This is a genomic window from Pseudomonas abietaniphila (assembly GCF_900100795.1).
In the GTDB taxonomy this organism is placed as follows: Bacteria; Pseudomonadota; Gammaproteobacteria; order Pseudomonadales; family Pseudomonadaceae; genus Aquipseudomonas; species Aquipseudomonas abietaniphila.
The window spans coordinates 227706-240321 of record NZ_FNCO01000009.1 but is presented as its reverse complement, the minus strand read 5'-3'; the positions used below and the strand labels follow the sequence as shown (position 1 = coordinate 240321).

Below are 12616 nucleotides of genomic sequence, written 5' to 3'. Positions count from 1 at the left end.
TCAATCCTTTCGGTAGCGGTTGTCGTGCCGCGTCGCGTGTTCACCCGAAGGTGAATCCGTCCAGGCGCTGCTTGAGTGCGACGGCGATCTGCGCCAGTTCTTCACTCGCGGCTCGGGTCTGATCGGAGCGAACCGACGACTGCACCGAGAGGTCGCGAATGCGGATGATGCTGCGGTCCACATCCTTGGCGACCAGGGCCTGCTCTTCACACGCCGTGGCGATCAGGGCATTGCGCTCGTCAATGCTGTTGACCGTGGTCGTGATGCCTTGCAGCGCCTTGTTGGCGGAAGCCGCCTGCTCGCGGGTCTGCGCGGCTTGAATGGCGCTGTCGTTCAACGCGCCCACGGTGTCCTGAGTGCCGTTCTGGATATGGCCGATCATGCGTTCGATATCCATGGTCGACGTACTGGTGCGGTGCGCCAGCGATCGGACTTCGTCGGCGACGACGGCAAACCCCCGTCCTGCTTCCCCTGCGCGTGCGGCTTCGATCGCGGCGTTGAGCGCCAGCAGGTTGGTCTGGTCGGCGACCGAACGAATCACCTCAAGCACCTTGCTGATTTCCACGGTGTTGGCCGCCAGAATGCCTGCGCGCTCGGAGGCGCCGTTGACGCTGGTGTCCAGCCGGGTGATCGCATTGATCGTCGAGGTCAGTTCCTGCTGGCCATCGCGAGCGAGATTCAGCGAGGCCCGCGACTCCTCGCATGTGCTGCTCGCGTTGCGTGCGACTTCGTCCACAGCCTGACTCATCTCGGTGATGGCGGTGGCTGCCTGTTCCAGCTCACTGTTCTGCAGCTGCAGGTCTTCGTAGCTGGTGCTGACGAGCATGCTCAGCTCCTCGGCAGCGCTTGAAAGCTGGCTGGCCGCCTGGTGCACACCGGTCAGCGTCTGACTGAGGCTTTCACGCATGGTCACCACCGCTCGCAGCAATTGCGCAGCCTCGTCATTGTCGCTGACGTCCAGGGCGGTTTCACGTAGATCGCCCCGCGCGATGGCGTCGGCAGCGTGCAGCGCCTGCGCGACAGGGCGTGCAATGCTTTCGGTCAGGCGATAGGCGATGACGATCGCGCCCAGCGTCGACAGCACGATTACGATCAAGGTGACACGAAGCGAGGTCTGGTACGCCTGCTGCCCGGCCGCGCTTGCAGTTTGCTGCGCCTGGTCGTTGAGCAGCTCAAGCTCGCCCAGTGTTTTGATCATGGCCTGAGCGAGGGTCGACATCTCGCCGTTGACCAGCGCGTTCGCGTCGTTGGAAGCGCCTTGCTTGAGCAAGTCATGAACGCGGACGGCAGAGGTCCGGTACTTTTCGAAAAGCGTGCCAATGGTATTGAACAGGGTCCGTTCCTGATCCCCGCTGATGATCGGCCGATAGGTGTCCTGAGCCGTCGCGAACTCCCGGGTGTCGGAGACAAACGCCGCATAGTTGCTGTCCAGCGCGCTGTCGCTGGTGGAAGTCAGCAACCGAATCACGCCGAAGCGGGTTTTGGTAAAGGCCAGCGTGATGTCGTCACCCAGAGCGATGCCGGGCAGGGCATCCTGTTCGACCACCAGACTCGCCTGACGTATTTCCCTGGCTTGATACATGGCAAAGGCGCCCACGCCCATCAGCGCCGCGATCACCAAGGCAAAACACAGTCGGATTCGCATCGCGAAATTAAAACGTCTTAGCTGCATCGTTCGATTTATCCACGTGAAGGTCAGGTCTTACTGCCAATTCTCACCTTGTTAGTAGCGTGATGAGTAAGACTGTCCTGCCGCGGATAAATGAAAACCGGATGCGGATAACAATTATGGACGGCGCGTTACTGCATGTTCCCGACTATCGGTTACGCCCGCTTTCGAATACCTCAGGCCCGTCTGCCCAGGCGATAAGTACCCGAAGACATACCGAACCATCGTTCGCATGCTTTGTTAAACGCGCTGGGGTTTTTGAAACCCACGCTGTATGAAATCTGTTTAAGGCTGAGCGACGTGTTCATCAACAAATGGTGACTGTGTTGCTTTTTAACGGTGTCCACCAGCTTTTGAAAACGCTGCCCGTCTTTGTCCAGCGACCTGATCAATTGATGGTTGGAGAGCCCCAGCGTCTTTGCGATGTCTTCCATGCCAAGTGCCCGGGCTTGATTGAGGTGTTGCAGTATTGCGCCGGTGGTCCTTGCGGTGATGCTGTCGCTGTTCTGCTCGTCCTGACAGCGTTTCAGGTATTGATCGTGGATATGTTGCAGGGAAGGATCGAAGGTGGCGACGGCATGCTCTGCGTCAGCCCGCTGGAAGGTCAACGCATTCACCGGGCATGAAAAGCGCAGGTCGGTACCGAACAGTTGTTCGAGTCGCCCCGTATTCCGGGGCTGCTCGTACATGAATTCCGCTCTGACCGGCGTAATCCGCAGCGATGGGGCGAGCCAGTGGAGCAGGCCCAGCGTGATCGACGCCACCGCATCGACGAAGACCCTGGGCAATGCGTTCTGTGGGGTCGCAGACAGTCCGGCCATTCTGAGGGTGCTCGCGGTGCTGTCCATAAACATGCAGAAGCCGGTGCCAATCATGGTGTGGTGTTCCACCATCCGAGCCATGGCCTCGCGCAGTGTGGCGCTGGACATGGCCGCGTAGCCCAAGGCTCCCAAATGAGCCGGGTGGGCCTTTTCATAGGCCAGCAGCCCAAGGTCTTCATTCCCGCTGCGCACCTGAACGTCTTCAATGAGCCGTGAAAGTTCATGCAGGGGTATCCGCTCAGGCGTCAACGGTGCGGTCGTTTTGGTGAGCGTTACTGCAAGCGGATTAATCGGTGTATCGGCACTGCCCATTGCCTCGATAAGTGCGAGGGCGAACGCAGAAGAAATACTTTGCATATCGATTCCATTGGGAGAGTTATCGAGCTCCTGTTGTTCTTGTTGTGCGAGATATTATTGTTGACTCATTGATCAGGAAAATAAGACGGACATTTCCAGTGTGGTGTCATGGGAAGCGTTCGAGCGCATTCAGGACACTTTTTCAGGCAGCGCAAGTTTGCGACTCATTAAAGGCGGGCGTTATTCCAATCAAATACCTGAGCCCGCCGCTGAACAGAAAATGTTATCGGGCATAGTGGTTTTTTCCCGTTGGACGCAGCGCCCCGACCTGCAGAAAGATGGCCGTCGAGAAGAGCAAGGGACGCCGCCGGAGTGGACGCAGCACGCTGGAAAACCTCGGCCTGAAGTGGCGCAATGCGACCGTGCGCTCGAACGTCGGCAATGACCTGGACGAGAACCGCTTGATCGTCAGCTTTACCGTGCCGATGGGGTCGGCGCGTTGGCATCTGCGCCGAATCGGTCGGTCCACCGTCGATGTGTCCATTCCCCGAATCAGGGCACCACAACCACGAGATCTCGATTATGCAAACCGCTATCAACCTCTGGCCGCTGCTCGGTGTGCTGGTGATCGTTCTGGGATTTGTCCTGCGCTTCAATCCGATGCTGGTGGTGGCACTGGCCACGGGCCTGGCCGCGAGCATGCCGCTGGACACCCTCCTTGCCAACATCGGTACGGGGTTCTGTATTTCCTGATGTAGTGCGTAGGGGGTTGGTTTTGCCCGGCTTTGCTCGGTTTACCTGACACTCCGTATGCATCCGTTGTGCTGCCGGTTCCCGGCAGATCGTCCGAATGCGGCCCAGACCAAGCGCGCTCCTACATTGAAGCGTGTTCAGCCATGGGAGCGTGGGGCGAACATTGAAGCGTGTTCAGCCATGGGAGCGTGGGATGCGCAGTGAGCGTGTTTAGCCGCAGGTGCGTGCGGCTGACAGCGATCTCGAGATGACGAAAAAAGGTGATCGCAAACGATTGCGACTGGCGGTGGTCTGTATAGACCAGCGGCGCCAACCCCTCTAAATCCAGGGTTTTCACGGGCCAGGCAGCGATGTCTGGCCCGTTTTCGTTTGCGCAGCACGACCGCCTATAAAAAATAGGTTGAATAGTCACAACAAATGTTATTTAAATAACAAAAATAATAACGCGCTGTGGTTCGTTTTCCAGAACCTCACCGCGTGCACAAGGTAATCACACACATGAACAAGATCGCGGTCATCGGCAGCAACATGGTGGATTTGATCACCTACATCGACCGGATGCCGGCTCAGGGCGAAACCCTTGAAGCGCCGAATTTCGCCATGGGGTGCGGTGGCAAGGGTGCCAACCAGGCCGTCGCGGCTGCCAAGCTCGGCGCCGACGTGCTGATGCTGAGCAAGGTCGGCGACGACATGTTCGCCGACAACACCTTGGCCAACTTCAAGCGCTTCGGCATCGACACCCAATTCGTGCAGCGCGTGCCTGGCGTATCCAGCGGCGTCGCACCGATCTTCGTGCAGAGCGATTCGCACAACAGCATCCTCATCGTCAAAGGCGCCAACGCGCACCTCAAACCGTCCGACATCGACGCCGCGCACGCCGCATTGCGCGACTGCAAACTGATGGTGCTGCAGCTGGAAATCGAGCTGGAGACGGTTTACTACGCCATCGAATTTGCCAAGGCCAACGGCATCCCGGTGTTGCTCAACCCCGCGCCGGCCGTCAAAGGCCTGAGCCGTGAGCACCTGTCGCAACTGGACTTTTTCATCCCCAACGAGACCGAGCTGGCGCTGATCACCGGGCAAGTCGTCGACTCCCTGGAGGCTGCCCGCGCTGCCGCCTTGCAACTGGTGCAGGACGGCATTCGTCACGTCATCGTGACCCTTGGCGAGAAGGGCGCGCTGTACGTGGGCGAAGAGGGTGAATTCCGCGTCGAGGGCATTAAGGTCAACGCCCGCGACACGACAGGCGCAGGCGATGCCTTCATCGGTTGTTTCGCTCGCCACTGGAGCGAGGACGGTGACATGCGCAATGCCATGACCCAGGCGGTGGCCTACTCCGCCTGTTCGGTCACCGGCCTGGGCACTCAGAGTTCCTATCCGGACGCTGCCAAGTTCGGGCAATTCCTCGAAACGCTGTAAGTCATCCACGCGCCGCCGCGCCATGACCGATGACCGCATCGGCGTGGCGCGGCAGTCCCTGCACTTCACGGAGAACAACAATGACAAAACCCGCGCTCCAACAATCACCGGACGGGTTCTACCTGAACCGCACGCCCTGGTTCGCCTTCCTGCTGCTGTGCTGCTGTTTCGCGTTGTGGGCGGCGGCGGCGAGCATGAACGATGTGCTGATCGCGCACTTCAAGAAGGCCTTTCTGCTCAGCGATTTCCAGACCGCCTTCGTCCAGTCGGCGTTCTATCTGGGTTACTTCTTCGTGGCGATTCCGGCGGCCATGGTCGTCCGGCGTTTCAGCTACAAGACCACCATTCTGATCGGCCTGTTGTTGTACATGGTGGGTTGCTCGCTGTTTTTCCCGGCAGCGTCCATGGCCAAGTACGGCATGTTCCTGATGGCGCTGTTCGTCATCGCAGCGGGGCTGTCGTTCCTGGAAACCGCCTGCAACACTTACTCCACCCTGATGGGCCCTCGCGAAACCGGTACTCGCCGCCTGAACATCTCGCAGACCTTCCACCCGTTCGGCGCCATGGCGGGCGTGTACGTCGGCAGCTTCGTGATGTTCAAGGACACCGACGCCACCCGTGAGCAGCTGACGCAGATGAGTGCCTCCGACGCGGCGATCCAGCAACTGGAAATGATCCAGTCGACCCTGCTGCCGTACAAATGGATGATCGCGGTGCTGATTCTGATGTTCGTGCTGATCGCCTTCACCAAGTTCCCGGCCTGCAAAGGCATCGTCAAAGCCAGCGTGAAATCCAGTAGCATCGGCCAGAGCCTGTCGCGCTTGTGGCGCAATCCGCGTTTCACCTTCGGTGTGCTGGCGCAGTTCCTGTACGTCGGGGCGCAAGTCGGTGTGTGGAGCTTCACCATTCGCCTGGCGATGCAGATGGGTGGCATGAACGAACGCAGCGCGTCGTGGTTCCTGCTGACCACCTTTGCTGCTTACTTCGTCGGCAAGATGATTGCCAACCTGCTGATGCGCAAGATGCACCCTGCAAAGGTGCTGGCGATCTACGGCGTGCTGACCATTGCGCTGCTGGCGTACACGATTCTGGTGCCGAACATCAGCGCGGTTTACGCCGCGGTGGGTGTGAGTATCTTCCTCGGTCCTTGCTGGCCGACGATTTATGGCCTGACCATCGATGGCCTGGGCGAAGACACTGGCGTGGGCGGCTCATTGCTGGTCATGAGTATTGTCGGTGGCGGCGTCATGCCGATCTTCCAGGGCCTGCTGTCCGATGCCACCCACGGCAATATGCAGATTGCCTACACCGTGCCGCTGTTGTGCTTCGTGGTGATCGTCGCCTACGCGATCAAGTGCATGCGTGATCCGCGCAGCGAAACAGCACCTGTCGGTGCGGTGACGGCATCATGACCGGTCTCGACACGCGCACCACGATCTCGCTCTACCCCGAGCTGTTCGGTGGCGACGAGAAAACCCTGCTCGAGTCGGCGGATTTTCGCGTGTTGGCGTGGACGTACCCGAGCGGCGTGAGGGCGCTGGCGCTGGAGAACAATCGCGGTCGCGTGGTGGTCTTGCCGTATCAGGGGCAGATGATCTGGTCGGCCGTGTTCGACGGTTGCGACCTGACCATGCGCAACATGTTCGAGCAACCGCGCCCGAGTGCGACCGTGATCGGCACCTATGGCTGCTTCATGTTCCACAGCGGCCTTCTGCGCAACGGCTGCCCGACCCCGCAGGACGATCACCCGCTGCACGGCGAAATGCCGTGCGCGCCCATGGACAGTGCCTGGCTGGAAGTCGGCCAGGATGCGGCCGGCGCGTTTCTGCGCGTTGGCGGCGAGTATGAGTACGTGATGGGCTTCGGCGATCACTATCGCGCCCGGCCCAGCGTGACGCTGCGTGCCGGTTCGGCGCTGTTCGACATCGGCATGGACGTGCGCAACCTGGCCGGCAAGCCGATGGAACTGATGTACATGGCGCACATGAACTACGCCTACGTCGCGGACGGGCAATTCGTCGAGCCGCTGGGCGTTGAACGCACGCGGGTTCGCAGCAGCGTGCCGGCGCATGTCAAGCCGACTCCTGCATGGTCGGCGTACATGGCCGAGCTGACGGAAGATCCCTCGCGCTTGCAGACCTTGAACACGCCCGAGCTGTATGACCCGGAGATCGTCTGTTTCTTCGACGGCGTTCAGGCGGACGCCAGGGGCGATGCGCATTTCCTGCTCAAGCACCCCGACGGGCCTGCTTTTTATACCCGTTACAAACCGCAGCAGTTCGACCACGCGGCACGCTGGATTCTGCACAACGTCGATCAACAGGTGGCGGCGTTCGTATTGCCCGCCACCTGCGAGCCCGAGGGGTACCTGGCCGAGAAGTCCAAGGGCAATGTGCGGATGCTGGGGGCAGGGGAGAGTGCGTCGTTCAGCGTGACGACGGGGTATCTCGCTGCGGGTGAAGTGCGGCAACTGGAAGGTGATTTGAAACGCTGATGCCATTTCTTTTGTAGGAGCGCGCTTGCCCGCGATGGCGGTGTATCAGACGCCACTATTGCAACTGACAGACCGCAATCGCGGGCAAGCGCGCTCCTACAAGGGCCAGCGTCTGTCAAGACAACATCACATCACCAACTGCGCCCCATACCCTTGAATCAGGTCGCGGTACGGTTTGGGCAGTTTCTTGTCGGTGACCACCACATGGAAGTTCTCCAGCGCGGCGAAGTGCGCGGTGCGCACGGCGTCGAATTTGGTGTGGTCGGCCAGCAGCATGCAGTGGCGCGCCTGGCGCAGGACTTTCTGCTTGACCTCGACCTCGTTGAAGTTGAAGCAGGTCACGCCGAATTCATCGCTGACACCCGCAGCCGAGACAAAGGCCCAGGTCAGGCGAATGCCGTCCAGGATGCTGGCTTCGCTGTGATGCTCGAAGACTTGGTTCTTGCGATGAAACGTGCCGCCGCACAGCACGATGGTGCAGTTGGGTTTCTGCTGCAGCTTGAGCAACACGTTGAGCGAGTTGCACACGGCAGTGAACTCCAGCTCGTCGGGGATGAAATCGATGACGAAAGGGATCGTCGTGCCGCAGTCGAAGAACACGGTGTCACCCGGCTTGATGAAGGCGGCTGCCAGTTTGCCAATGCGGCGCTTTTCTTCGACGTGGCGCGTGCCTTGCTCGGTGACCTTGTAATCGCTGGCGTCGGACGGATCGAAGGCCAGCGTGATGTGCCCGCCCAGCAGGTGGAATTTGTCGGGATGACGGCCCAGGTCACGGCGCAACGTCATTTCCGAGACGTCCAGCAGGTCAGCCATTTCACGCAGGTGAATGGCTTTCTGATCCTGCAGGGCTTGTTGAATCAGTTTGATGCGGTCGGATTTTTTACTGTCCACAGGCATTCCGGCTGTCGATTGAATATGGTAAAAAAATAACATTTACTGTTATATATACAACACAAAATGAAGCGCACAGGCTTGCAGCTTAAAGCGTGTCGCTGGTAACTGCTTCTCTTACCCGCTCCCCGACAGGAAGAAGGACCGAAATGAAGATCGAACCCGCAGCACTCGCGCAGTATATCGACCACACCTTGCTGGCCGCCGATGCGACTCGCGAGCAGATCGCCACATTGTGCCGTGAAGCGCAGGAGCATGGATTCTATTCGGTGTGCGTGAACTCAGGCCAGGTGCCATACGCCGCCTCGCTGCTTACCGATGGGCAGGTCAAGGTCTGCGCCGTGGTCGGCTTCCCGTTGGGCGCCGGCTTGAGCGACACCAAAGCCTTCGAAGCGAAGCAGGCGATTGCGGCAGGGGCTGGCGAGATCGACATGGTGCTGAACGTAGGCGCGTTGAAAGATGGCCTGCTGGATCAGGTCGGTGACGACATCGCCGCCGTCAAACAGGCCTGTGGTGAAGTGCCGCTAAAAGTGATTCTGGAAACCTGCCTGCTCGACGATGCGCAGAAAACCAAAGCCTGTGAAATCTGCCGCGAGCTGAACGTGGCGTTCGTCAAAACCTCCACTGGTTTCAGCCGCAGCGGCGCGACCCTCGAAGACGTTGCCCTGATGCGCAAGGTCGTGGGGGCCGACGTCGGCGTCAAAGCGTCGGGTGGCGTGCGCGACTACAAGACGGCCATCGCCATGATCGAAGCCGGCGCCACGCGTCTGGGCACCAGCTCCGGGATTGCCATCATCAGCGGCGCTGAGGCGTCGGGTTCGGGGTACTGAATCCTTCCGCCGTGTAAAACGATTCGCCAGCCTCCAGGTTTGCGCATCGGCGCAATACCTGTGGGAGTGAGCTTGCTCACGAAAGCGGCATTCCGGCGAAGCGCTGTGTCAGTTGACGATGATGTTCAATGGTCCACCGCCTTCGCTAGCAAGCCAGCTCCTACAGTATCCGCGTCATGCTCAAGTCTTTGGTGCCCCCGATTCCTGTAGGAGCAATCGGAGGTTACGACGGTCGCGATTGCGGTGTGTCATTCACCCTTGATGCTGCTGACCCACCGCAATCGCCAGCAAGCCACAGATTCAAACCACCTCGCAGGCTTCGTCAGTCCTCTGACGTTCAAGCATGCAAAGCTGGCTTTCCTTTCAGCAGACAGACATGACCTGCCTCGGTAATGAGTGGCACACTGCCCCTGTACGTCCTCTCACACCGGAAACGCTTTATGCCGCAACTCTCCCTGGCCCACTTCAAGGCGCGCTGGTTTTTCTGGCTGTGCATGCTGTTGATCGTCGTCGGCCTGCCGGTCGGGTGCGCGGCATTGCAGCACAAGGAGCGGGAGCTGGTGTTCATGATCGAACCGGGCGTCGCCAGTTGGTATCACGGGATCCCGGAAGACGTTCAGGTCCTGGAGCTCAAGGCGCCGTCGTTTGGCGTCTCCCAGAACATCCACGCCTGGTGGTGGCTGGCGGAAAAAAAGGACGCGCCCGCTGTGCTTTACCTGCATGGGTCGCGCTGGAATCTCACCGGTCAGTTCTTTCGCATCGAACAATTGCATGCCTTGGGCTTTTCCGTGCTGGCCATCGACTATCGCGGCTTTGGCGAAAGCAAAGGGCAGCTGCCCTCTGAAGCCTCGGTGTACGAGGATGCGCGGATCGCCTGGGAGCGGTTGAAGCAACTGCAGCCCGATCCGCAGAAGCGCCTGATCTACGGGCATTCGCTCGGTGGTGCGGTGGCCGTGGACCTGGCCGCCGAGCTGGGCCGCGATGCGCAAACGGGAAAGGAGCCGATACAGGCGCGCGGCCTGATTATCGAGTCGACCTTCACCAACCTCGCCGATGTGGCGGCGTCCGTTGCAAGTACGCGAACATCGCTGCCGGTGCGCTGGCTGGTGTCGCAAAAATTCGACTCCATCGACAAAATCGCCGAGGTCCACATGCCGCTCCTGATCGTTCACGGGACCGCCGATCCGTTCGTCTCGCCGCGCTTCAGCCAGGCGCTTTTCCAGGCGGCGCAAGAGCCCAAGCATCTGCTGATGGTGCCCGGTGGCAATCACAACAACAGCATGAACCTGGGACGACAGGCCTACAATCAGGCGATTCAGGCGCTGCTCAATGCCAGGATGCCTGACGCGCATGCCACCAACGACGCTGCGGTCAGCACGAAACAGTCGGGTTAGTCACTGCGCTGCGTGGTAGTCCACCGCAAATGGCTGGTTGCGCACCACGACCTTGCCCGGGTGACTGTCCGGCACGACAAAACCTTTCAACGCGTCCAGCAGCGCCTCGGGGTCTTCAATCGGCAGTTCGGCGAGTTGATGCGGGGTCAGGTTCCACCACTGGCTGGCGAGCAATCCGTCGATGATGTGCGGCTCGAAGCGATAGCGCTGCACCTTGCCCGGCGACCCCGTCACGATGGCGTACGGCGGAACATCCTTGGTGATGAGCGACTGAGCGCCAATCACCGCGCCGGTGCCAATGGTAACGCCTTCCAGAATCAACACGTCCATGCCGATCCACACGTCATGCCCGACGACGGTCTGCTTGACCTCCTCGTGAGTCGAGGTGGCGGGGCTTTGGCGCTGACGCAGGCCGACCAGACCACTGTGGGAGCTGAGCCAGCTCAGTGGATGCGATTTCCGGTTTTGACCGATGGTCACATTGCGGGCAATGGAGCAGTAGCGGCCGATGCTGGAGACATTTTGCAGCTCTGAACCGCTGACGATATCGGTGTAGGCGCCGATGCTCAGTTTGCTGGCGTTGATCTTGATCTGGTGCAGCTTCACGCCGTATTCCAGGGTCAGCTCCATATCCTTGCGCAGGCCTCGGATGCCACTGTCCAGTCGGCATTTGTTGCGGGACAGGGAGTGTTTGAGCTGTCGATCAAGCACGCTACGGCGCAGAAAATTCATAGTGAGGCAGTCCGCGTAAAGAAGGAGGCATCAAGGGCTGCGTGTGCCGAATCGGTCGATGCCACGCGCCTGTTTTTATTTGAGAACGGTTCTCGATGGTGTCACATTAATGGCCATTCCGGTAAACGAGAACCCGTGGGTCACGCGTCAGTCGTCTGAAAGGTGCTGGATCAATCTGACGCAGCCCGTCGGACCGTCCATGCACCTGAACATTCCCAATAATGTTGCCAGATGGTATCTGTGTCGCGTTGCAACCTTTCGATCATGAGTCGTCACGATGGATAAATATTCAAACGGAGAAGCCCACCTCGCCCATTCCGAGCGGGACTGGGTGGTGCGTGCCAAACCGTTACCGCAGATGGAGCGGATCGAGGCGTTTTTCCATGGCCATGGTTTCGAGATGCATCGGCACGACACCTATGCCATCGGGCATACCTTGTCGGGCGTGCAAAGCTTTCAGTACGGCAAGGAGCGGGTGAACAACCTGCCAGGTCAGACCATGGTGTTGCACCCCGATGAGCCGCACGACGGGCATGCGGGCACCGAAGACGGTTTTCGCTATCGGATGTTCTACCTGGAACCGGCGATGATTCAGGATGTGCTGGGCGGCAAACCGTTGCCGTTTATTAAAGGCGGTGTGTCCAGCGATCCGCGGTTGTTCAAAGCGACGCAGGGGTTGTTGCAGGACTTGCACACAACGCTCGATCCGCTGGAGCTGGACGATGCAGTGTTCGACATTGCCATGGCGCTGCAGGACGCGGCGGGCGTGCGCAAGGGGCGGCAATCGGTTGACTATGCGGCTGCCGAGCGTGCGCGGGAGTTGCTGATGGCGAGCCTGGAGCAGGGCGTCAGCCTCGACCAACTGGAGCAGGCCAGTGACACCGACCGCTGGCGCCTGTCGCGGGATTTTCGCGTGCTGTTCGGCACCAGCCCGCATCGCTACCTGACCCTGCGAAGACTGGATCTGGTGCGGCATTCGATTTCACTGGGCGTGTCGCTGAGTGACGCGTCCGTGATGGCCGGATTTTCCGATCAAAGCCACATGACGCGGCATTTCGTGAAGACCTATGGTTACCCGCCAGGCCGGTGGCTGAAGATGCTCGGCACTGGGATGTGATCTCAAGCCTGAGAGCGGGGGAGTGCATCAGTCACCGGCGATGTCACTGACCCACCTCCTTCGTCGGAATGCCGCCCAGACCAAGCTCGCTCCCACAGGTTGAGTGTCCACCGCAAATTCTGGTAACCCCGCATTACCTGTAGGAGACGTCGGAGGTTACGAGGGTATGGGCCGCACTCGGACGAATGCGGTGTGTCAT

General features: G+C 59.8%; 10 protein-coding genes and 2 pseudogenes. 8 read left to right on the top strand and 4 right to left on the bottom strand.

Going from position 1 to position 12616, the window contains the following annotated elements:
* Window positions 1-40: 40 nt before the first annotated feature.
* Window positions 41-1672, bottom strand: a complete 1632-nt coding sequence (locus tag BLS87_RS18800) for a methyl-accepting chemotaxis protein (RefSeq protein ID WP_074754373.1) — start codon at window positions 1670-1672, stop codon at window positions 41-43.
* Between the two features lie 173 nt (window positions 1673-1845).
* Window positions 1846-2847, bottom strand: coding sequence for an AraC family transcriptional regulator (locus tag BLS87_RS18795; RefSeq protein WP_074754371.1), 1002 nt, complete (start codon window positions 2845-2847; stop codon window positions 1846-1848).
* Between the two features lie 326 nt (window positions 2848-3173).
* Between BLS87_RS18795 and BLS87_RS34670 the strand changes: the two are divergent.
* The 5 genes and pseudogenes from BLS87_RS34670 to BLS87_RS18775 form a co-directional block, all read left to right on the top strand.
* Window positions 3174-3275, top strand: a pseudogene (locus BLS87_RS34670) (OprD family outer membrane porin); the annotation flags it as partial.
* Window positions 3276-3369: 94 nt separating this feature from the next.
* Window positions 3370-3528 (top strand): annotated as a pseudogene (locus BLS87_RS18790) (5-oxoproline transporter, DUF969 family subunit); the annotation flags it as partial.
* A 510-nt stretch (window positions 3529-4038) separates the two neighbouring features.
* Entirely contained in the window at window positions 4039-4959 is a 921-nt protein-coding gene (rbsK, locus tag BLS87_RS18785) for a ribokinase (RefSeq protein WP_074754369.1), read from the top strand.
* A gap of 80 nt (window positions 4960-5039) precedes the next feature.
* Window positions 5040-6371 carry an L-fucose:H+ symporter permease gene (fucP, locus tag BLS87_RS18780; RefSeq protein WP_074754367.1) on the top strand — a complete coding sequence of 444 codons (1332 nt, stop codon included), beginning with the start codon at window positions 5040-5042 and terminating at the stop codon, window positions 6369-6371.
* Window positions 6368-7453 carry an aldose 1-epimerase family protein gene (locus BLS87_RS18775; protein WP_074754365.1) on the top strand — a complete coding sequence of 362 codons (1086 nt, stop codon included), beginning with the start codon at window positions 6368-6370 and terminating at the stop codon, window positions 7451-7453. Before fucP ends, BLS87_RS18775 begins: the two co-directional genes overlap by 4 nt.
* A gap of 126 nt (window positions 7454-7579) precedes the next feature.
* Here BLS87_RS18775 and deoR read toward each other — a convergent pair whose 3' ends face one another.
* The gene (gene deoR / locus BLS87_RS18770) at window positions 7580-8350 is read right to left on the bottom strand and encodes a DNA-binding transcriptional repressor DeoR (protein ID WP_074754363.1); all 771 of its coding nucleotides are present in this window, start codon (window positions 8348-8350) and stop codon (window positions 7580-7582) included.
* Window positions 8351-8493: 143 nt separating this feature from the next.
* Between deoR and deoC the strand changes: the two genes are divergently transcribed.
* Entirely contained in the window at window positions 8494-9174 is a 681-nt protein-coding gene (gene deoC, locus BLS87_RS18765) for a deoxyribose-phosphate aldolase (protein WP_074754361.1), read from the top strand.
* Between the two features lie 440 nt (window positions 9175-9614).
* Window positions 9615-10568 (top strand): alpha/beta hydrolase, encoded by a 954-nt coding sequence (locus BLS87_RS18760; RefSeq protein WP_074754359.1) that lies wholly within the window; start codon window positions 9615-9617, stop codon window positions 10566-10568.
* Here the strand turns inward: BLS87_RS18760 and BLS87_RS18755 are convergent, their stop codons facing one another.
* Window positions 10569-11300 (bottom strand): CatB-related O-acetyltransferase, encoded by a 732-nt coding sequence (locus tag BLS87_RS18755; RefSeq protein WP_074754358.1) that lies wholly within the window; start codon window positions 11298-11300, stop codon window positions 10569-10571. It lies immediately after the preceding gene.
* 277 nt (window positions 11301-11577) lie between these two features.
* Between BLS87_RS18755 and BLS87_RS18750 the strand changes: the two genes are divergently transcribed.
* Window positions 11578-12417 (top strand): AraC family transcriptional regulator, encoded by an 840-nt coding sequence (locus tag BLS87_RS18750; RefSeq protein WP_074754356.1) that lies wholly within the window; start codon window positions 11578-11580, stop codon window positions 12415-12417.
* Window positions 12418-12616: the final 199 nt, after the last annotated feature.